The sequence below is a fragment of the Microbacterium sp. AR7-10 genome (assembly GCF_001878835.1).
GTDB classification, from domain to species: Bacteria; Actinomycetota; Actinomycetes; order Actinomycetales; family Microbacteriaceae; genus Microbacterium; species Microbacterium commune.
Genome location: NZ_MJIR01000118.1, coordinates 1 through 18,938 on the forward strand (window position 1 = coordinate 1; position 18,938 = coordinate 18,938).

Annotated in this window: 22 protein-coding genes; 6 read left to right on the forward strand and 16 right to left on the reverse strand. The window is 69.7% G+C overall.

Going from position 1 to position 18,938, the window contains the following annotated elements; translation table 11 throughout:
• Positions 1 to 1,273: phosphoenolpyruvate synthase (gene ppsA, locus BFN01_RS14695; RefSeq protein WP_143187269.1), on the forward strand; the 1,273-nt coding region annotated here is incomplete at its 5' end.
• Positions 1,274 to 1,415: 142 nt separating this feature from the next.
• Positions 1,416 to 1,769 carry a hypothetical protein gene (locus BFN01_RS14700; protein ID WP_071645067.1) on the forward strand — a complete coding sequence of 118 codons (354 nt, stop codon included), beginning with the start codon at positions 1,416 to 1,418 and terminating at the stop codon, positions 1,767 to 1,769.
• Positions 1,770 to 1,778: 9 nt separating this feature from the next.
• On the opposite strand, the gene BFN01_RS14705 is transcribed toward BFN01_RS14700, so the two are convergent.
• Together BFN01_RS14705 and BFN01_RS14710 are read right to left on the reverse strand one after the other, a co-directional pair.
• Positions 1,779 to 2,177, reverse strand: coding sequence for a hypothetical protein (locus BFN01_RS14705; protein WP_083428853.1), 399 nt, complete (start codon positions 2,175 to 2,177; stop codon positions 1,779 to 1,781).
• Positions 2,174 to 2,533, reverse strand: a complete 360-nt coding sequence (locus tag BFN01_RS14710) for a hypothetical protein (RefSeq protein WP_071645068.1) — start codon at positions 2,531 to 2,533, stop codon at positions 2,174 to 2,176. The genes BFN01_RS14705 and BFN01_RS14710 overlap by 4 nt, the downstream gene beginning before the upstream one ends.
• 118 nt (positions 2,534 to 2,651) lie before the next feature.
• On the opposite strand from BFN01_RS14710, the gene BFN01_RS14715 reads away from it, so the two are divergent.
• A complete protein-coding gene (locus BFN01_RS14715) occupies positions 2,652 to 3,119 on the forward strand; it encodes a MarR family winged helix-turn-helix transcriptional regulator (RefSeq protein ID WP_071645069.1) in 468 nt (155 codons plus the stop codon).
• Positions 3,120 to 3,137: 18 nt separating this feature from the next.
• Here the strand turns inward: BFN01_RS14715 and BFN01_RS14720 are convergent, their stop codons facing one another.
• The 6 genes from BFN01_RS14720 to BFN01_RS14745 all read right to left on the reverse strand — a co-directional run bounded on the left by BFN01_RS14720 (position 3,138) and on the right by BFN01_RS14745 (position 9,648).
• Complete coding sequence (locus tag BFN01_RS14720) at positions 3,138 to 4,334, reverse strand: MalY/PatB family protein (RefSeq protein ID WP_071645070.1); 1,197 nt, start codon at positions 4,332 to 4,334, stop codon at positions 3,138 to 3,140.
• A 65-nt stretch (positions 4,335 to 4,399) separates the two neighbouring features.
• Positions 4,400 to 5,416, reverse strand: a complete 1,017-nt coding sequence (corA, locus tag BFN01_RS14725; protein ID WP_071645071.1) for a magnesium/cobalt transporter CorA — start codon at positions 5,414 to 5,416, stop codon at positions 4,400 to 4,402.
• A 97-nt stretch (positions 5,417 to 5,513) separates the two neighbouring features.
• Entirely contained in the window at positions 5,514 to 6,089 is a 576-nt protein-coding gene (locus BFN01_RS14730; protein WP_071645072.1) for a copper resistance CopC family protein, read from the reverse strand.
• 86 nt (positions 6,090 to 6,175) lie between these two features.
• Positions 6,176 to 6,763: a hypothetical protein gene (locus BFN01_RS14735; protein ID WP_071645073.1), complete on the reverse strand. Its 588-nt coding sequence runs from the start codon at positions 6,761 to 6,763 to the stop codon at positions 6,176 to 6,178.
• 119 nt (positions 6,764 to 6,882) lie between these two features.
• On the reverse strand, positions 6,883 to 8,169 hold the full coding sequence (locus BFN01_RS14740; protein ID WP_071645074.1) for a serine hydrolase: 1,287 nt from the start codon (positions 8,167 to 8,169) through the stop codon (positions 6,883 to 6,885).
• Between the two features lie 60 nt (positions 8,170 to 8,229).
• Positions 8,230 to 9,648 carry an ATP-dependent RecD-like DNA helicase gene (locus BFN01_RS14745; RefSeq protein WP_083428855.1) on the reverse strand — a complete coding sequence of 473 codons (1,419 nt, stop codon included), beginning with the start codon at positions 9,646 to 9,648 and terminating at the stop codon, positions 8,230 to 8,232.
• Between the two features lie 68 nt (positions 9,649 to 9,716).
• Between BFN01_RS14745 and BFN01_RS14750 the strand changes: the two genes are divergently transcribed.
• Positions 9,717 to 10,817: a hypothetical protein gene (locus BFN01_RS14750; RefSeq protein ID WP_071645075.1), complete on the forward strand. Its 1,101-nt coding sequence runs from the start codon at positions 9,717 to 9,719 to the stop codon at positions 10,815 to 10,817.
• A 4-nt stretch (positions 10,818 to 10,821) separates the two neighbouring features.
• Here BFN01_RS14750 and BFN01_RS14755 read toward each other — a convergent pair whose 3' ends face one another.
• The 6 genes from BFN01_RS14755 to BFN01_RS16040 form a co-directional block, all read right to left on the reverse strand.
• Entirely contained in the window at positions 10,822 to 12,834 is a 2,013-nt protein-coding gene (locus BFN01_RS14755; protein ID WP_071645076.1) for a cytochrome c oxidase assembly protein, read from the reverse strand.
• Positions 12,835 to 12,904: 70 nt separating this feature from the next.
• Positions 12,905 to 13,192 (reverse strand): HU family DNA-binding protein, encoded by a 288-nt coding sequence (locus BFN01_RS14760; protein WP_071645077.1) that lies wholly within the window; start codon positions 13,190 to 13,192, stop codon positions 12,905 to 12,907.
• 270 nt (positions 13,193 to 13,462) lie between these two features.
• On the reverse strand, positions 13,463 to 13,768 hold the full coding sequence (gene rpsN, locus BFN01_RS14765; RefSeq protein ID WP_071645078.1) for a 30S ribosomal protein S14: 306 nt from the start codon (positions 13,766 to 13,768) through the stop codon (positions 13,463 to 13,465).
• A 2-nt stretch (positions 13,769 to 13,770) separates the two neighbouring features.
• Positions 13,771 to 13,941 carry a 50S ribosomal protein L33 gene (gene rpmG, locus BFN01_RS14770; RefSeq protein WP_045250846.1) on the reverse strand — a complete coding sequence of 57 codons (171 nt, stop codon included), beginning with the start codon at positions 13,939 to 13,941 and terminating at the stop codon, positions 13,771 to 13,773.
• The gene (gene rpmB, locus BFN01_RS14775; RefSeq protein WP_071645079.1) at positions 13,941 to 14,177 is read right to left on the reverse strand and encodes a 50S ribosomal protein L28; all 237 of its coding nucleotides are present in this window, start codon (positions 14,175 to 14,177) and stop codon (positions 13,941 to 13,943) included. The genes rpmG and rpmB overlap by 1 nt, the downstream gene beginning before the upstream one ends.
• A gap of 224 nt (positions 14,178 to 14,401) precedes the next feature.
• Positions 14,402 to 14,530: a hypothetical protein gene (locus BFN01_RS16040; RefSeq protein WP_143187270.1), complete on the reverse strand. Its 129-nt coding sequence runs from the start codon at positions 14,528 to 14,530 to the stop codon at positions 14,402 to 14,404.
• Between BFN01_RS16040 and BFN01_RS14780 the strand changes: the two genes are divergently transcribed.
• Together BFN01_RS14780 and BFN01_RS14785 are read left to right on the forward strand one after the other, a co-directional pair.
• Positions 14,517 to 15,725: a Gfo/Idh/MocA family protein gene (locus tag BFN01_RS14780; protein WP_071645080.1), complete on the forward strand. Its 1,209-nt coding sequence runs from the start codon at positions 14,517 to 14,519 to the stop codon at positions 15,723 to 15,725. The two genes, BFN01_RS16040 and BFN01_RS14780, sit on opposite strands and share 14 nt — an antisense overlap.
• Positions 15,726 to 15,741: 16 nt before the next feature.
• On the forward strand, positions 15,742 to 16,716 hold the full coding sequence (locus BFN01_RS14785) for a LacI family DNA-binding transcriptional regulator (RefSeq protein ID WP_256221177.1): 975 nt from the start codon (positions 15,742 to 15,744) through the stop codon (positions 16,714 to 16,716).
• Positions 16,717 to 16,798: 82 nt separating this feature from the next.
• Here the strand turns inward: BFN01_RS14785 and BFN01_RS14790 are convergent, their stop codons facing one another.
• Positions 16,799 to 17,470 carry a DNA-3-methyladenine glycosylase gene (locus BFN01_RS14790; protein ID WP_071645083.1) on the reverse strand — a complete coding sequence of 224 codons (672 nt, stop codon included), beginning with the start codon at positions 17,468 to 17,470 and terminating at the stop codon, positions 16,799 to 16,801.
• A partial coding sequence (locus BFN01_RS15605; protein ID WP_177243894.1) for a hypothetical protein occupies positions 17,467 to 18,938 on the reverse strand: 1,472 nt, incomplete at its 5' end. The genes BFN01_RS14790 and BFN01_RS15605, both read right to left, overlap by 4 nt.

Here is an 18,938-nt window from a genome sequence, read left to right on the forward strand (position 1 = left end):
TCCCGTGCGCGTGCTGCGCGATGCCACGCAGATGAGCGAGTTCCAGACCGGGGACGTGCTCGTGGCCGACATGACCGATCCCGACTGGGAGCCGATCATGAAGCGCGCATCCGCGATCGTCACCAACCGCGGCGGCCGCACCTGCCACGCCGCGATCATCGCCCGCGAGCTCGGCATCCCCGCCGTCGTCGGCACGGGCGACGCGACGCGCGTGCTGGCCGACGGCCAGCCGGTCACCGTGTCCTGTGCCGACGGAGACACGGGCGTCGTGTACGAGGGCATCCTGGCCTTCGCCGAAGAGGAGACGGCGCTCGACAGCATGCCGGAACCGCCGGTGAAGATCATGATGAACGTCGGAACGCCCGATCAGGCGTTCTCGTTCTCCCGCCTTCCGCACCGCGGGGTCGGTCTGGCCCGGCTGGAGTTCATCATCAACCGGCAGATCGGCATCCATCCCCGCGCCCTGCTCGAGCACGACACCCTGCCCGACGACCTCCGCCGACAGGTGGATGCCAGGATCGCCGCCTACCCGTCGCCGCGCGAGTACTTCGTGCAGCGGGTGGCCGAGGGCGTCTCGATGCTCGCCGCCGCGTTCGCCCCGGAGCCGGTGATCGTGCGGCTGAGCGATTTCAAGTCGAACGAGTACGCCAACCTCCTGGGCGGGGATCGTTACGAGCCGCACGAGGAGAACCCGATGATCGGATACCGCGGGGCCTCGCGCTACATCTCCCCGGAGTTCCGCGACTGCTTCGAGATGGAGTGCGAGGCGCTGACGTTCGTGCGCGACGAGATGGGCTTCACCAACGTGCAGGTGATGGTTCCGTTCGTCCGCACCGTGGCCGAGGGGCAGGCCGTCGTCGAGCTGCTGGGCGAGAACGGCCTGCGCCGGGGCGAGAACGGCCTGAAGGTCATCATGATGTGCGAGGTCCCGACGAACGCGCTGCTCGCCGACGACTACCTCCAGCACTTCGACGGCTTCTCGATCGGCTCGAACGACATGACGCAGCTCACGCTCGGTCTCGACCGCGACAGCGCACTGGTGGCGGACACCTTCGACGAGCGCGACCCGGCCGTGCTCAAGCTGCTCTCGATGGCGATCGAGGCATGCCGTCGTCAGGGCAAGTACGTCGGCATCTGCGGCCAGGGCCCGAGCGATCACCCCGAGCTCGCGGAGTGGCTCGTCGAACAGGGCATCGAATCGGTGTCCCTGAACCCCGACACCGTCATCGAGACGTGGCTGCGACTGGCGCGAATGGCGCCGATGCAGGTGTGAGTCCAGCGCTCGGCAGGTGACATGGAGCGAAACAACGATGCGCGATATGTCCTGCCGGGCGGGCCGCGGCCCCTCACCCCGCACAGTCGGCTACGGTTCAGAGTGAGCGTGTGTGCGCTCATCGAACGAATGCAGGTGCCCCATGCCATATCGCGACCGGACCACAGTGGAGCGCTGGGTCAACGAGTACATCGAGTCGCACAGCGCGGACTCGCTGGGCGTCGCGGTGCTCGACAAGAACTTCGAGGCCGGACCGAACTCCGGAATAGTGGTCGTCACGCTGCGTTCCGCCAGCACGATCACGTTCCTGCACCCCGAGATCCGTCAGGGGCTGCCCAACTGGGTGGTCACGTTCGAGGGGCGAAATGAGACGCTCGACCTCGACGACGCGGCCCTTCGTCAGCTCGCGGAAGACCTCACGTCTCTCGCGGAGCTCCGTTCATTCCTGCAGCAGAAGACCGACGCGGTCGTCCTCACGCACGGACCGCGCGGCTGAGGCAGGCGCTCAGGCGGGGAACACCGTGAGCAGTGCGCCGAACGCGGCGGTGACTCCGGCCACGAGGCCCGCAGACGCGGCGATGGGGTGCACGATCCGACCGACGTGGCGATCGCGCATGCGCGAGCGCTCGGGCTTCCACGACAGCACGGCCGTCTTGGCTTCGGAGAGATCCGCATAACGGCCGATCGGCGCGCTCGTCGCGTCGAAGGCGACGAAGTGACCGTCGGGGGTCGTGTCGACCGAGCCGACGTACTCGCCGGCCTTCGAGGCCACGTGGAAGCCGGTGTCGACCTTGCTCCACGTCACCGCACGGGGCACGATGCCGGCCGTGGGAGCGACCGGGTCGGTTGCCGAGACGGCGCCGTGGACGTAGAGGCGGCCTGCGGGGTGCTCTGCGATGGTCATGCCACACGCGCCAGTGCCGGGGTGCGGACATCGAGCTCGGTGATCTCGCGCTCGGCGACCTGGTCGCAGAGATCGATGACGACGCCCGCCGACGAGTTCGCCTGATCGGCGAGCTGCTGCAGGTAGCTCCGGTCGAGCTGCTTGGCGGCCTCGGCGTCCATCCTGAACTGCAGCGGGATCGAACAGTGCAGCCAGATGCTGGAGCGCTCGACGCCTCCGTCGACCAGACGGTCCCACGAGAGCGAGAAGCTCTCGTTGCGGCGCAGCTTGGTCGACACGAGAACCTTCAGGTGAGCGAGGATGCGGTCCGGCATCTCGATTGCTTCGCCGGTGGCTCCGTAGTGCAGCGTGCCCATTTCAACTCCTCAGGTCGGTGTATCCGATGTGAGAAAACTTACTCAGATCAAAAGTAGTTTGTCAAACTACATATCTGCCACGCTTCACGTCTTGCTATAGTGGGAGCAGGAGGTGGCCATGAGCGTTCAGCTTGACGCCGCGGAGGTGATCATCGACGCCCTTCGGCAGTACCAGGAAGCCGATAGCGCGATGCATGCGCGTGCCCGGCAGGTTTCCTCGATGTCCGACAACGAGATCCGCATCATCCAGTACCTCCTCGGTGCCGCCATGAACGGCGACACCGTGACCCCGACCGCGCTGTCTAAGCACCTCGGCGTCACCTCGGCATCCATGACCGCTCTGCTCGATCGCCTCGAGCGCGCCGGCGCCATCGAGCGCGTGCGGCACCCCTCCGACCGTCGCAGCCTGGTGATCACGGCCACGCCGCTCGCGGAGCAGACCGTGGGCGCGCCCGTCGTCGCCTTTCAGCAGGCGACGCAGGAGATCGCCGCAGACCTCACGGAAGCGGAGCAGGCTGCCGTCGTCGGATTCCTCCGTCGGCTCACTGCCGCCGCAGACCAGGCCAGCCGTTCGACCACCGCCTGACGCCGACCGGACAGCGCGTCAGCTGCTGAGCGCCGCCGCGATGCGCACCACGGCCTCGCGGAGGAGCGGTCGCGGAGTGGCGAACACGAACCGCGTGCACCCGATCGCGGCCTGTCCGCATAGCGCGCCGTCGGTCATCGACACCGCGGCGTTCTCGCGGAGCCAGGCGCCGAGGTCGGCATCCGCACCGAGCTCGGCCCACAGCCGCGTACCGCGGAAATCGAGCAGGGCGATGTAGGTCCCCTCCGGCACGGTGACCCGCACCCCGGGAAGGTGCTCCGCCACCAGCTCAGCGAGCAGTCGCCGGTTGCCGTCGAGGTACTCGATGACCCCGGCCAGCCACTCGGCGCCCCCGGTGTAGGCCGCGAGCTGCGCGATCACGCCGATCGTCGCGGTGCCGTGACCGGCCCACCCGCCGTCGGCATCCCACGCGTCCCTGGTCTCGGCGTTCGACAGGATCAGCTGCGCGCACTTGAAGCCGGCGAGGTTCCATGCCTTCGACGCCGATGTCGCCGTCAGCGTGTGCGCGGCCGCGGCATCCGACACGGATGCGTACGGGATGTGCCGGGCGGGCTCGTACACGAGCGGAGCGTGGATCTCGTCGGAGAAGACCCGCCCACCGGCAGCCGACACGGTCTCCGCGATCGCCAGCAGCTCTTCCCGAGTCGCGACCGTGCCCAGCGGATTGTGCGGGTTGCAGAGCACGAGCAGCTCGCCGCCCTCGGCGAACGCGGATGCGACGGCCGTGAGGTCCATGACCCAGCGCCCGTCGACCTCGAGGCTGGGCACCTCGATCACTCGACGTCCGTGTCGCAGCGGCACATCGAGGAACGGCATGTAGGCGGGGGTCGGCACGATCACCGCCGCGCCGGGCTGGGTGTAGGTGGTGATCGCGAACTCGTACGCGGCGATCACGTCGGCGACGAGCCGCACGTCCGCACTCGGCACGGTCCAGCCGTATCGATCGGCATACCAATCGGCCACCGCCTGCTGCAGCGCGCGAGCGGTCGGCACGGGCAGGTAGCCGGTGAATCCTGCGCGCAGCGCGTCGCCGACGGCATCCGAGATCGCGGGCGCGACGCCGAAGTCCATCTCGGCGATGAACGTGCCGATCGTGTCGGGGAAACGCGTCCACTTGACGCTGCCCGCCCGCCGCAGGTCGGCCTCGGTGATCGCGTCGTACGGGTGCGGTGCGGCGAGGTCGGCGAGGCTCATGCATCCATTCTGCCGTGCCCGCCCCGGCATCCGGCATGGCCGGCGCCGCGCAGCGTCACACGCCGCTACAGCCAGCCCTTGCGCTTGAACGCGAGGTAGAGGCCGCCGCCGAGCGCGACCATCGCGGCGATCGAGAGCGGGTACCCGTACGGCCAGTTCAGCTCGGGCATGTCGAGGAAGTTCATGCCGTAGATCGATCCGATCAGCGTCGGCGCGAACAGGATCGCCGCCCACGCCGAGATCCGCTTCATCTGGTCGCCCTGACGGATGCTCTCCTGGGTCATCCGCCGCATCTCCTCGTTCTGCCGGCGTGCGACGATCGTCGATTCGACGGTGAGCGCGTTCTCGAGCACAGCGCGGAACGTGGCGGCCCGGTCGGCGACCCGGATGGCGTGATCGTGCACGTCACGCAGTCGACGCTGCAGCTCGGCATCCGCGTCGCGCCTCTCCCCATCGCGCAGCAGCCCGCCGACGATGTCCGTCAGCGGCTGCGCCGCGCGCTGGAACTCGAGCACCTCGCGCGAGAGCTCGTAGATGCGCTGCGTGGCGTCGACGTCATCGACGAACAGCTGGTTCTCGATCTCGTCGATGTCGTTCTCGAGCCCGGCCAGCACCGGCGCGTACCGGTCGACCACCTCGTCGAGGATCGCGTACAGCACGGCCTCCGGCCCGTGGGCGAGCAGGATGGGATCGCTCTCGAGGCGGCGGCGCACCTGCCCGAGGTCCGGCTCCTCGGCGTGGCGCACCGTGACGACGAAGTCGCGCCCGACGAACACGTGCACCTCGCCGAACTCCACCTCCTCCTCCGCATCGAGGTAGCGCGCGGGTCGCAGCACGACGAAGAGATGATCTTCGTAGTGCTCGAGCTTGGGGCGCTGATGCCCGCGCAGGGCGTCTTCGACGGCGAGCTCGTGCAGCCGGAATTCGGCGGCGACCGTCTGCAGCTCCTCGGCATCCGGTCGATACAGACCGATCCAGCCCATTCCGCCGCGCTCGCGCATCAGCTCGAAGGTCTCGTCGATGCTGTCGGGATTCGCCGTGCGCGCACCGCCCACGTAGATGCCGTTGTCGACGATCGCCATGCCGTGCCTCCTGAGCGCGCCGTTCGCGCTGTCGCGAACGTACCACTGGGAACGGGCCCCGCCGATGCGCGGCGGGGCCCGTTCGATTCGATCCGGGTCAGCGCCGGCGTCGCGCGACGATCACGATGGCGGTGATGACGGCGGCGAGCAGCACCACTCCGAGGCCGATCAGCAGCGGCCACGGCATCGGGTCGGACTGCTCGGTCGGCTGCGCGGCGTCGGAGGGCTGGGCGGTCGGGTCTGCCGCAGCCGTCTCGCTCGGGGTGGCGCTGGGCGTCGCGGAGGGCTCGGGCACGGTCAGCGAGAACGCGTACTCCCCCGACGTCGGGTGCCCGTCGCTCGAGACGACCTGCCAGGTCACCGTGTAGGCGCCGTCGGGCATCCCCTCCGTCAGCGGAACCGTGACCGTGTCGGCCTCGATCGACGGCGGCCCGGCCACCCAGTCCTGACCGGACTCGTCGACGACGGTCATGGCCGTGCCGCTGTTCTCGTCGATGGAGAGCAGCGTGTTCGAGAAGGTCAGCACGACCTCGGTGGGCGCGGCGGTCAGCTGCGAATCGGCGGCAGGGGTGCTCGAGACGATCGTGTCGTGAGCGGACGCCGGAGCGGCGACGGCGAGCGCGGCGACGGTCGCCACGGCGACGGCGGCGATGGTGGTGCGGATGCGGAACATGGGAGACCTCTTTCTGGGTGCCGCGACGCGGCGAATCATCTGGAAGGGGCGCGGGGCGCCCGACGCGGCCATACGGCGGCGATGGATCAGACGACGTTCAGAGGCGGCCCGCGCCGATGCAGCGCGGCCAGGCGCGGCTCGGCGCGCGGCGATGCCGGCAGCAGTGCCCAGCGCGGCCGGGTCGGAACGGCGGGCACAGCCGGTGCGACGGCGACCGAGCGCGTCAGCCAGCGCACGACGGAGGATGCCAGGGCCGTGAGCGCCTGGATCAGACGCTCACCACGATGCAGCGCGACGACGGTGACGAGCGCGGCGATGCCGTGCGCGAGCCACATGCCCGCATCCTCGGGGACGACCGCCGTGCCGGCGGCGGGCAGCGTGAGCGGCCCGTGCACGTGCGTTGCGATGCCGCCTCGCGGTGCGATCGCGCCGAGCACGAACAGCACGTGGAACAGCGCCTGCGACACCATCACCGAGAACGTCAGCCTGATCGCCGACAGGCGGATGCCCGAGAGCAGCGTGCAGAGCATGAACGACAGCAGCCAGGGAACCGCGACACCGAGCATCCCCGGCATCTGACCGCCGACCCAGACGTGGGAGGCGAGGGCGACGAACGTCGAGATCGAGGCGCCCGCGAAGCCGCGGAGGAGCCGAGATCTACCAGACGAGCACACCCGTCCATCCTTTCATGGCGTGGGAGGCACGTCGGAGGCGACGCCATGGGGCCGCCCCTGGCGCCCCGCCCAGACCGCGCCGGCGCTGGCGAGCAGGTCGCCTCGGATGCTCGTGCGGCTCACTCCGCGGCAGGCGGTGCGCAGATGGCCGCGTCAGCGATGCTCTGCGCGTACTGCTCAGCCGTGAACGGCAGTCCGAACTCCGGCGCCGTCTGCCCCTCGGCAGCAGGAGCCTTCGACGCGATCGCCGCGAGCTCCCAGGCGAGGTACGCGGCCATCGCGCCACCCGCGGACGAGCCGTTGAGCGTGACCGCCACGGTGAAGCCGGTGGCCGGGTCGGAGTACGCCGCGGTCGCGTAGCCGGGAACCCAGCCGTGCTGTCCGACCATCGAGCCCACGAGGTACCCGCCGCCGGTCGCCTGGTACCAGCTCGGCGCGCCGGGGCTGACGGGGAGCGGGGCGCCGAAGCGAGCGGGCTCGGCGTTCTTCGCGCGCAGCGCCTGACGTGCCTCCGCCTGGGCGTAGCGCCCGAGGTCGGTGATGGTCGAGACGACGCCCGAGTCGGTGAAGCCGATGCTCGACGAGCTCTTCGTGATGTCGACGGGGGCCGCGCAGTCGTACCCGCCGCCCTCGGCCGGGGGAAGGAAGGTGCCCTTGAGTGCCGGCGACGGGCTGGGTGCGGCCGACTCGCGCGGCGGCAGCGAGGTGGACGCCAGCTCGAGCGGCCCCGTGACGTACTTCGCGATCAGCTCGGACGCGCTGCGACCGGACACGCGCTCCAGCGCCATGCCCAGCATGAGGTACCCGGCGTCCGACTCGCGGTACTCGGTGTGCGCCGGCGTGCGGGCGGTGCCCAGCCCGAAGCTGGCCAGCTGCAGGGGAGCCCACTCGCGCCCCGGCGTGTTCAGCCAGTACGGCTTCACCACGGCCTCGGAGGAGCCGACGCCGCTCGTGCCGTTGCAGAGGTCGAGCAGCGTGATGTCGGAGAGGTCGGCGACGCCCGAGACGTACTTCGGCACGGGGGTGTCCAGTTCGACCGTGCCGTCGTCGGCCATGCCGTAGAGGACATCGCACGTCATCAGCCGGGTGACATCGGCGATGCGGAACGACATGTCGGTGGTCACCTCGGCGCCGTCCGGGCCCTGCGTGCCCACGCCGGTGACCCACTCGCCGCTCCAGGGCACCCAGACGCCGACGATGGCGCCCGAGGATCCGCTGGCGACGATCGCCCGCTCGACGGCGGCCTGCAGCTGCCCGGTCACATCGTCGGGCAGCTTCGCGTCGACCTGCTTCGGGGGCGTGTAGCTGAACTCGGAATCCGATCCGGTGCAGCCGGTCAGTGCGAGGGCCAGGGCGAGCACGCCGCCAACGGCTGCGCGCACACGGCGCGACGAACGAAGATGCATGAAACACTCCCGGGGGATGGACTCTCCGAGTCTAGGGCGACGAGGCTGAAAGGCCGCCCGTCACGGCATCCGGATGCCCTTTTCCTTCTTCCCGTCTGCTGCGGCGCTCTCGGCTCGCCGGGCCTGACGCGCTTCCCACGCCTCGCGCATGAATCGACGCACGTCCTCGTCGACGCGGATGTCGCTCGGCCGCAGCGGGCGCGAGAGGTACAGCCCGTCGAGCGAGGTGAGCCGCGACAGCGCGACATACGTCTGCCCCGGCGCGAACGCACCCGATCCGAGGTCGACGACCGCGCGATCGTAGGTCTTGCCCTGCGACTTGTGGATCGTGACCGCCCAGGCCAGGCGCAGCGGGAACTGGGTGAACTCCGCGGCGACCTCGCGGCTCAGGGTCTTCGTGCCCGGGTTGTACGCGTAGCGGAACCTCTCCCACACGGCCGGCTCGACATCGAACTCGTCGCCGTCCACCTCGACGCGCACGGTGTCGCCGAGGATGCGGGTGACCGTCCCGATCGACCCGTTCACCCAGCGCGGGGGCTCGCCCTGCATGGCGATGTCGTTGCGCAGGAACATCACCTGCGCGCCCACCTTCAGCTTCAGCTCGGCGTCGGCGGGGTAGTTCGCCTCACCCCGCCCGAAGTCGCCCGACACCTCGGCGTGCGCGGTCTGCTCGCGCCCCGGCAGGGCCGCGAGGTGGCGCCGGTTGATGCTGTTCACGATGTCGTTGCGGGTCGCGAGGGTGATGATCGGCACCTCGCCCGGCTCGGGCTCGGGCGGAGTGCGCGCGCCCTTCTCGTTCAGCGCACCCGCGATGTCGGCGGTGACGCGCCCGTACCGCACGGCGTTCAGCATCGCCTTGAAGCCGTCGTCGGACTGGCGGTGGATGTGCACCAGCTCGTGCACGTGCAGCTTCGCGCCGTAGCTGCCGATGTCGAGCATGCCGCCGGCGTCGTCCCTGCCTCCGGTCCACACCTTGGCGTCGAAGAACCAGAACGAGCGGTAGTGATCCTGCACGTACCGCAGCTCGTCGCCGCGCGGCGGCACCGGCGCGAGCTGGTACGGGTCGCCGAACATGACCACCTGCACTCCCCCGAACGGGATGCCGCGCTTGCCGCGCGCCTGACGGAGAGATCGGTCGATGGCATCCATCAGATCGGCGTTCACCATCGAGATCTCGTCGATGACGAGGGTCTCGATCGCGTTGAGGATGCGGCGGGTCGCGTCGGACTGCTCGATCTCGCTCTCGGCGATGAGTCCGACCGGCAGCCGGAAGAGCGAATGGATCGTCTGCCCCTCGACGTTCAGGGCGGCGACACCGGTGGGCGCACAGATCGCGATCTGCTTCTTCGTGTTCCAGGCGAAGTGCTGCAGGAGGGTCGACTTGCCCGTTCCGGCACGACCGGTGATGAAGACGTGCTCATCGGTGTCCTCGATGAGTCGGAACAGCGCGTGCTGTTCTTCGGAGAGGGCGACGGACACGACCCTATGTTAAGTCCCCGACGGGTGCGTACGGCATCGTCCCAGCGCCGACTGCCTAGACTTGCGCCATGATGCAGGGGCGGGTGTCACCGGGGCGGACGCGCCCGCGCGGGCGCTCCAGCCTGCGGTCCGACCTCACCCTGCTGGCCGTCATCGGCGTGCTGCTGTTCGCCGCGATCGCCGCGGGCGGGATGTCGCTGTACCAGTCGTTCTACAGCCCCTCCGCCTTCGTGCAGCGGTACCTGGATCTGCTCTCCAGCGGGCGCGCCGCCGAGGCGCTGCAGGTTCCGGGCGTCTCGCTCGACCTCGCCGTGCTGCAGGATGCCGGGATCGACGCCTCCGCCTCCGAAGCGCTGCTGCGCCGGGCCGCCCTCGCCCCGCTCACCGACGTGACCGTCACCGAGAAGGGCTCGAAGGACGGCGTGCACGAGATCGTCGTCGACTACGTCGCCGGCGGTGTCGACGGCACCTCGATCTTCACCGTCGCGCAGGACGGCTGGGTGGGAGTCGCCCCGAACTGGCGCTTCACGGTGAGCCCGCTGGCCGAGATCCAGCTCACCGTGCGCGGCGCCGACGTCTTCGCGGTGAACGGCTTCGCGATCGATCGGCGTCAGGTGTCCGTCGACGGCGCGGATGCCGCCCCGCTCGACCCCCTGCACCTGCTGGTGTTCACCCCGGGCAGGTACTCGGTCACCGTCGACACGGCCATCTCGTCCACCCCGGGGGTGAGCGTGCTCGCCGACACCGCGCTCGCTCGCACGCCCGTCGATGTGCAGGCCCAGCCGACCGAGAGGTTCGTCGAGGTCGTGCAGCAGCAGGTCGAGCAGTTCCTCACCGAGTGCGCGACGCAGGAGGTGCTGCAGCCCACCCGCTGCCCGTTCGGTCTGCAGCTGCACAACCGACTCGCCCCGGACACCGTGCCGAAGTGGTCGATCACCGCACAGCCCGTCGTGACCCTCGAGCCCGACGGCGGCGCCTGGGCGCTGCCTCCCACCGACGCGATGGCGCACATCGAGGTGCGGATCCAGTCGCTGTTCGACGGCACCGTCCGCGACGTCTCGCAGGACGTGCCGTTCCGGGTGAACGGCACCGCGACCGTGCTCCCGGACGGATCGGTGTCGATCCGCGTCGGCTCGCCGGACGGCGATCAGCCGACGCTCGAGGACTGAGCCCTCAGCGCACGCTGTCCCGCTCGGCCATCCGTGCCAGCCGAGCGTTGTACTCCTCCAGCTCGGCGTCCCCGGTTCGATCGGCATGTCGATCACGGCGACGCTGCAGCCTGGCATCCGATCGCGACCACTGGATCGCGACGGTGACCGCCAGGATCAGCGTCGGGATCTCGCCGACCGACCACGCGATGCCACCGCCGATGTACTGATCCTCCATCGGCGTCGGACCCCAGGTGCGGCCCATCGAGCCGAACCACTCGGCGACGAACAGGCCCGACTGCATCATGATCGCCATGCCGAAGAACGCGTGCGTGGCCATCACGGCGATCAGCGTGATGAGCCGGCCCGCGTACGGCAGACGGTACGGGATCGGATCGACGCCGATCAGCGTCATCGCGAACAGGTAGCCCGAGATGAGGAAGTGGATGATCATCCACTCGTGTCCCAGGTGGTCGTACATCGCCCAGCGCACGAGATCGGTGAAGTAGAACGCCCACAGCGACACGGCGAAGATGCCGGCGGCGACGAACGGATGCGTGATGAACCGCGAGTACGGCGAGTGCACCGCCCACAGGATCCACTCGCGCCCGCCGCGCGTGCCGTCGTCGCGCTTGTGGATGCTGCGCAGCGCCAGCGTGATCGGAGCGCCCGCGACGAGGAGCACGGGGATCGCCATGCTGAGCAGCATGTGTCCTGCCATGTGCACGCTGAACAGGTAGTCCTGGTACGCGTTGATCGGACCGCTCGTGACCCACAGCAGCAGGGCCATGCCGAGCATCCAGAAGATCGTGCGATGCACCGGCCAGGCATCCCCGCGCCGGCGCAGCCGGACGATCCCCACGATGTAGAGGAAGACGCCGAAGCCGGCGGCCGCGATCCACAGCACGTCGAGGTCGAACGACGTGAACCAGCGGTCGAGGGTCAGCTCGGGCGGCAGCGGCTCCCGGGTGAGCCGTTGCGCGGGCGTCTGCACCGCCGGCGCCTGCTCGCCGAGCGGCGGGGGCGTGCGGGCGAGCGCGGCGGCGGCGCCGGAGGCGATGCCCATCAGGGCGAGCTCGCCGAGGATCAGCGACCAGAACGCGCGCTTCTCGCGGGCACCGCCGAGGTGCGGGATGAGTCGGCGTCGGTACCAGGCGCCGAACAGGCCGAGCCCGACGAGGGCGACGGCCTTGGCGATGACGATCAGGCCGTACGGCGAGAGCAGCTCGCTCCACTCCCCCAGCGCGACGACGGTGCGCGCGACGCCCGAGAACGCCACGACCACGAACGCGGCGAGCGCCAGCGACGAGTAGCGTGCGACGAGCACGGGCAGGTCGATGCGGGCATCCGTCTTCGCCGTCTTCCCCGTCTTCGGCTGAGCGCCGACGCGTCCGTCGACGTGACGGAGGATGACGAGCAGCAGCACCCCGCCCACCCACACGGCGGCGCCGATCGTGTGCAGCAGGATCGCGTTCACCGCGACGGTGTGACCGGCGACGTCACCCGAGTGGCCCTGCGTGGCCATCGGCAGGAAGGCCGCCGCGGCGAGCACCGCGGTGAACGCCGTGCCCGTCCAGGTGCGCCAGCCGAACAGCAGCAGCGTGATCACCGCGCCCATCAGCGTGGTGATCAGCCAGGCCTGACCCAGCGGCAGCTCGAGCAGATACCGGCCGAACTGATCGCCGAAGCCGCGGTCGGCGGTGAGCTTCGGGTTGAACGCCGCCATGAACGTGAGGAATGCGGTGATGCCCGAGCCGATGGTGAAGACGGCCGCCCCCGCGGATGCCGTGTCGATCGCCCGCTCGAACGGTCGGGTCCCGACGCGCAGGGCGAACAGCGCCAGCACCAGCGAGCCGAGCATCGCCGCGGCGCCGAGGTTGGCGACGAGCTTCACGGCAGGAAGACCCCACATGACGATGGGGCCGGGGTCGAGCAGCTTCGGAGGCACCGCGCCGCCGCCCACGATGAGGGCGGCGATGAGTCCGGCGGCCCCGCTGATGACGAGGATCGCCAGGCCAGCGAGACGGTACGGGTTCACGCTTCCAGCCTACGGCCGATACGACGGAAGACCGCCCCCGAGGGGACGGCCTTCCGTACGGCGAGCGGTCTTACTTGACGGCTGCCTTCAGCTTCGAGCCTGCGGTGACCTTGACGCGCTTGCCGGCCGGGATCTTGATCTCGGCGCCGGTCTGCGGGTTGCGGCCGGTGCGGGCGGCGGTGTCGACCTGCTCGAACGCGATCCAGCCCGGGATCGAGACCTTGCTGCCCTTGGCAACGGCGTCCGAGACGGTGGTGAACAGCGAGTCGAGCACGCGCGAGACGGTGGCCTGGCTCTCGCCGGTGGCGGAAGCGATGCTCGCGACGAGCTCGGTCTTGGTGATGGACTTGTCAGCCATGTCACTCCTCCAGCGACGAAGGTCCGTCGCATCGTGTTGATTTCGAGGGAGAGCCCCCGTCGGTCGTTCGACCGCCTTGAATGTACCAACCGCGGGATGTGATTCCGCGTCATTTCGCGGGTTTTGGCCGGATTTCCCGGCGAGTTGCGTCACTTTGGCCACTTCGGTCACAGATTCGACCGGTTGACGGATCGGGGAGGGAATGCAAAAGGGGCGAGGATCCGAAGATCCTCGCCCCCTGTGCAGCCCTTCGACGAGCTCGGGGAATGCTTACCAGCTCGACTTGGTGATGCCGGGCAGCTCGCCACGGTGGGCCATGTCACGGAAGCGGACACGCGAGATGCCGAACTTCGTGAGCACGCCACGGGGGCGGCCGTCGATGGCGTCGCGCGAACGCACGCGGCTCGGCGACGCGTTGCGCGGAAGCTTCTGCAGGCCGACGCGTGCGGCCTCGCGGGCCTCGTCGGTGGCGTTCGGGTCGACCAGGGTCTTCTTCAGCTCGGCGCGACGCTCGGCGTAGCGCTCGACGATGACCTTGCGCTGCTCGTTGCGAGCGATCTTGCTCTTCTTCGCCATGATTAACGCTCCTCGCGGAATTCGACGTGCTTGCGAACGACCGGGTCGTACTTCTTCAGCACGAGGCGGTCCGGGGTGTTGCGGCGGTTCTTCTTGGTCACGTACGTGTAACCGGTGCCCGCCGTCGAGCGCAGCTTGATGATCGGACGGATGTCCTGAGCCTTCTTGGCCATTAGAGCTTCACACCCTTCGCCTTGAGGTCCGCGACGACCTTCTCGATACCGCGAGCGTCGATCACCTTGATGCCCTTGGCGGACACGTTCAGGGTGACCTTACGACCGAGCGACGGCACGTAGTAGGTCTTCTTCTGCACGTTCGGGTCGAAGCGGCGCTTCGTCCGGCGGTGCGAGTGCGAGATGTTGTGACCGAAGCCGGGAACAGCACCGGTCACCTGGCACACTGCTGCCATGTTGTGACTCCTTCATTACCGTGAGGCCGGACGGCCCCACCCAAGATCCCTTGTCTGCATCCCACCCGCAGGCACAGCACAAGGCCGGGAGAGAGGTGTGGGATACGAACTGCGCACAGGAGTGTGCACAGACAAGGAGTCAGTCTAGCACGGCGTCGTCGTTCAGCCGTGCCGCACCGGATTCCGGTATCAGAGTGGTGCGAACATTCTCGAATCGTGCTACTCTACCCGCGTAGATCACTGGGGACCGAGGGGTTCCGGAACCGTTCTGAGGGGCACGGTTCCGGGGCCCCTTCCCTTTGTTGACACCTGTTGACGGCGGATGGAAGACTGCGGCACATGGCGTTCACCATGGGGCTCGTCGGCGCGGGCCAGTTCGCAGGTCAGTTCGCCACCCTCTTCCATCATCATCCGGGCATCTCGGCCGTGCATGTAACGGACGTCGTCCGCTCTCGGGCGACCGAGCTGGTGACCTCCGCCGGCCTCGCCGGGACGTTCGACAGCTTCGACGAGATGATCGCGTCGCCTGCGATCGACTCGATCGCGATCTTCACGCAGCGCTGGACCCACGGTCCGCTCGTCGTCAAGGCGCTGCGCGCCGGCAAGCACGTCTACTCCGCCGTGCCCATGGCGATCACCGTCGACGAGATCGGCGCCATCATCGACGCCGTCCGCGACACGGGCCTCACCTACATGATGGGCGAGACGAGCTTCTACAACCCCGCCACGGTCTATGCGAGGCAGAAGCTCGCCGCCGGCGAGTTCGGCCGCCTGTTCTACGGCGAGGGCGACTACATCCACGACATGGACCTCGGCTTCTACGAGGCGTACCAGTACTCGGGCGGCGCGGAGTGGAAGAGCACCGCCAGCTACCCGCCGCTGCTGTACCCGACGCACTCGATCGGCGGCGTGCTCGGCGCCTGGCCCACCCATGCCGTCGCCGTGTCGGCGATCGGCGTGACCGACGAGCGCGGCGACGGGGTGTTCGAGCGTCAGCTCAGCCAGTTCGACAACGACTTCTCCAACGCCACCGCCCTGTTCGAGGTCGCGGGCGGGGGCTCGATGCGGATCAACGAGTTCCGCCGGGTGGGCTATCCCACCCACCTGCGCGAGTCGCGCTTCCGCTGGTTCGGCACGGAGGGCTCGTTCGAGCAGCTCGCCCGCACCACGGTGTGGCAGACCCGCCAGGGCGTGGAGGACATCTCGCACCTCGTCGACACCGACCCCTCGGCATCCGTCGACGACCCCGCCCTGTCGGGGATCGCACCGGCGCTGCGTGACGCGTTCGTCTCGGGGTACGCGGCGATCCACGAGCAGGAGCGCACCCGCATCCCCGCCGAGCTGCAGAAGCTGCCCAACGGTCACGAGGGCAGCCACCACTTCCTCGTCGACGATTTCGTGCGCGCCGTGACCGATCAGACGCTGCCGCCGGTGAACGCCTGGCAGGCGGCTCGGTTCACGCTGCCCGGCGTTATGGCGCACGAGTCGGCGCGTCGAGGCGGCGAGCGGCTTATGATTCCCGATATGGGACAACCGAATGCACGCTGACCGTCGACCGCGGTCGGTGACCCGGGCCGACGTCGCCCGTTATGCCGGCGTGAGCACCGCCGTCGTCAGCTATGTGCTCAACGACGGGCCGAAGGCGGTCGCCCCGCTCACCCGGGAACGGGTGCTCGACGCGGTGCGCGTGCTCGGCTACCGCCCGAACGCGGCCGCACGGGCGCTGTCGATGGGCTCGGCCGACATGTTCGGCCTGCTCGTCCACGACAACCGCAGCCCGTTCTTCGCCGAGCTCTGCCACGCCCTCGATCAGGCCAGCGCCGACAACGGCCGCTCGTTGCTGATCGTGAACTCCGACCGCGAGCAGGTGGCGACCTCCGAGCAGATCCGCGACCTCGTCTCACGCCAGATCGGGGGTCTGATCATCGCCGACGTGCTGACCGCGCGCGAGCAGTCGCTGGTCGAGGCCCTCGGCATCCCCGCGGTGGTGATCGGACAGTTCGGCGAGACGGACGGTCTGCACAGCGTCGGCGTCGACTTCGCGGTGGGCGCGCGCGGCGCGACGGAGCACCTCATCTCCCACGGCTACCGGGACATCGGATTCGCGGGAAGCGCGGCCAGGTACGACGAACGCGAGCGAGGCTGGCGCGATGCCCTGAGCGCGGCCGGGCTGCCCCTCGGGCCGCTCGTGCATGTGCCGTTCACCCACCAGGGCGGCTACGACGCGGCGATGCAGCTGATGCGGGCGCCCCGCCGGCCTCGGGCGGTGCTGGCAGCGTCCGACCAGATCGCGATCGGCATGCTCGCCGCGTTCGGCCAGCACGGTCTGCGAGTGCCGGACGACATCGCCATCGCGTCGTTCGACGGCACCGTGGCGGCCGAGTTCGTGTGGCCTCGCCTGACGACGGCGGTACAGCCGCTGGAGCAGATGGCGCACGCCACCGTGCGAATTCTGCTCGCGTCCGGCGACGACCGCCGCCACCACGAGTTCGCCACCGAGCTGCGGGTGCGCGAGTCGTGCGGATGCACGGTCGCCTGACGCGACGTTCGCCCGCGTGCACCTGACCGCGCTGGCGCGGCGACTCGACCGGGCTGACCCGGGCGCTCGGGCATCCCGGGATTCAGCGTCCCTCCGCCGCCTCCCGGGCGCCGCGCCCCCACCGGAAGGGCGACACCGTCGGGTCGCCGGTGATCCAGAACCGCCAGGGGAACGCCATGGTGCCCGCGACACCCGCGACACCCACGCGCGGTCCGGCGGAGACGTCGGCCACGGGCGCACCCCAGGTCAGCCGTGCAACCGCGCCGTTGTGCTCTTCGCCCGAGACGATGTCGATGCCGTCGTGCAGCGGGTGGCGCAGACCGAGAGCCTGCCCCAGCCGGCCGGGCCCGCGGGCGAGGTCGCGCCGCGCGATGCGCGAGAGCGGGCCCCTGACGCCGCGACGGTGCGCCGCGGCATCCACTCCCTCCACCATCTCGCCGGCGCGCAGCAGCACTCCCCCGGCCGTCCCCTCGGGTCCGCAGACGACGTTGATGCAGGAATGGATGCCGTGGCTGAGGTACACGTACAGGTGCCCCGGCTCGCCCCACATCGTGGCGTTGCGCGCGGTCGGGCCCATCCTCGCGTGGGATCCGGGGTCGGCCACGTCACCGGTGCCACGGCCGTGATAGGCCTCGACCTCGGTGATGCGCAGGGCGGTGGCGACGCCGTCGACGATCGTGCGCAGCTCGGCGCCGAGCAGACGGGGTGCCACGTCGATCGGCAGCGCGAGCAGGTCCTGACGGTCGAGCGTCATGGCAGCGGAGCCGTGCGGCACCACGAGATGTCGAAGCCGCTCAGGGTCGGCAGCTCGCGGTCGCCGAGCAGGTCGATGAGACGGGTGTGCACCGTGACGGGCAGCGGCAGCAGCAGGTCGTCGTACTCGTTGTTCGCGAGATCGGGGGCGATGGTGACGGCGGCGTACTGGCCGCTGGGCGAGACGCAGGTCTGCAGGATCGAGTCCTCGCCGCTCACCTCGGCCACCATGGTCGCCGCGCCCTCCTCGTCGACGCGCACGACGGCCTGGCCGGTCGGCATGCCCAGCTCGTCGCGCTGCACGATGTGTCGCAGGGTGCCGCCGGGGAACGCCTCGATGCCCACCGCGTCGCCGTAGTCGGGGTCGGAGGCCGGCAGGGGCTGCTCGGTGCCGTCGGTGAGGTCGAGCACGACGAAGCTGCCGTCTGCGCGCTCGATGAGCGCGGTGTACGTGCCGCGGTTCACCCCGAGGATGCTCGCCGCGACGCCCATCGGCTGCGCGCCCGCGTCGCCGGTGGGATCCTCGACCGTCAGGGAGCCGTCGAAGTCGATGAACAGCAGCGCTGACGAGTCGGGCACGAAACGCCACTCGGCGACGTTCGCCTCCTCGCCGTCGATCTGCACGATGCGCGGCTCGTCCGCGCCGCTGAGCGCCTGGGTCACGAGCACGCTGGCGCGACCGGTCGCCTCGGTGAGCTCGCGGTCCGAGTAGCTGTAGCCGACCAGACCCCCACGATCGGAGACCTGCACCGACGAGACGTACCCCTCGCCCGGCAGCGGCAGCTCGCGCTGCTCGGACCCGTCGCGGTTCATCACGAGCAGACGCGAGCCGTCGTCCTCCTCGACGGCCACGACGATGACGTCGGTCGTGGCACGGAAGTCGCTGATGCGGGGATGCTCGAAGACGGGGGCCGCCTTCTCGCCGCTCAGGTCGGAGAGGAAGATCTTGTCGGCACCGTCGGCCGAGCGCTGCAGCAGCATGATGCTCGACGCGGGCGTGCGGAAGCTCGTCTCGAGGTCGGCTTCGGTGCCTCCGCCCGCGGCGGTGACGCCGGCCACGGCGACCCGGTAGGTCGTGTCGTCGTGCAGCGGGACGGTGAACCGGATGCCGACGCTGCGCCCGCCCGCGTCGACCGTGAACGGCACGGCGGGCTCGACCGTGACCTGGTCGGGGTCGATCGCATCGAGACTCTGGTTGGCGGTGAGGATGAGCCTGCTGCCGGATGCCTCGATCGCCTGTGCCGGATCGACCTGCACCTGGCTCAGACGCGGCCCCTGCACGAGGCTGACGACGGCGAGCACCCCGGCGACCACCGTCAGGATGCCGAGGACGGAGAGCAGCGCGAGCGTGAAGCGCCGGTCGCGCGGGGCTGCGGGCGTCTCCGGAGGCGGCGATCCATCCGCGGCCGGCCGGTCAGGGGCGACCGGGCCCTCCGCGGGCGGCGCCGATCCGGGGGCCGACACGCCAG

Bases quoted from the DNA above. Each gene is read 5' to 3' on its own strand.
- BFN01_RS14700 (WP_071645067.1), top strand. From the start codon at position 1,416: ATGCCATATCGCGACCGGACCACAGTGGAGCGCTGGGTCAACGAGTAC.
- BFN01_RS14705 (WP_083428853.1), bottom strand. From the start codon at position 2,177: ATGACCATCGCAGAGCACCCCGCAGGCCGCCTCTACGTCCACGGCGCC.
- BFN01_RS14710 (WP_071645068.1), bottom strand. From the start codon at position 2,533: ATGGGCACGCTGCACTACGGAGCCACCGGCGAAGCAATCGAGATGCCG.
- BFN01_RS14715 (WP_071645069.1), top strand. From the start codon at position 2,652: ATGAGCGTTCAGCTTGACGCCGCGGAGGTGATCATCGACGCCCTTCGG.
- BFN01_RS14720 (WP_071645070.1), bottom strand. From the start codon at position 4,334: ATGAGCCTCGCCGACCTCGCCGCACCGCACCCGTACGACGCGATCACC.
- corA (WP_071645071.1), bottom strand. From the start codon at position 5,416: ATGGCGATCGTCGACAACGGCATCTACGTGGGCGGTGCGCGCACGGCG.
- BFN01_RS14730 (WP_071645072.1), bottom strand. From the start codon at position 6,089: ATGTTCCGCATCCGCACCACCATCGCCGCCGTCGCCGTGGCGACCGTC.
- BFN01_RS14740 (WP_071645074.1), bottom strand. From the start codon at position 8,169: ATGCATCTTCGTTCGTCGCGCCGTGTGCGCGCAGCCGTTGGCGGCGTG.
- BFN01_RS14750 (WP_071645075.1), top strand. From the start codon at position 9,717: ATGATGCAGGGGCGGGTGTCACCGGGGCGGACGCGCCCGCGCGGGCGC.
- BFN01_RS14760 (WP_071645077.1), bottom strand. From the start codon at position 13,192: ATGGCTGACAAGTCCATCACCAAGACCGAGCTCGTCGCGAGCATCGCT.
- rpsN (WP_071645078.1), bottom strand. From the start codon at position 13,768: ATGGCGAAGAAGAGCAAGATCGCTCGCAACGAGCAGCGCAAGGTCATC.
- rpmG (WP_045250846.1), bottom strand. From the start codon at position 13,941: ATGGCCAAGAAGGCTCAGGACATCCGTCCGATCATCAAGCTGCGCTCG.
- rpmB (WP_071645079.1), bottom strand. From the start codon at position 14,177: ATGGCAGCAGTGTGCCAGGTGACCGGTGCTGTTCCCGGCTTCGGTCAC.
- BFN01_RS14780 (WP_071645080.1), top strand. From the start codon at position 14,517: ATGGCGTTCACCATGGGGCTCGTCGGCGCGGGCCAGTTCGCAGGTCAG.
- BFN01_RS16040 (WP_143187270.1), bottom strand. From the start codon at position 14,530: ATGGTGAACGCCATGTGCCGCAGTCTTCCATCCGCCGTCAACAGGTGT.
- BFN01_RS14790 (WP_071645083.1), bottom strand. From the start codon at position 17,470: ATGACGCTCGACCGTCAGGACCTGCTCGCGCTGCCGATCGACGTGGCA.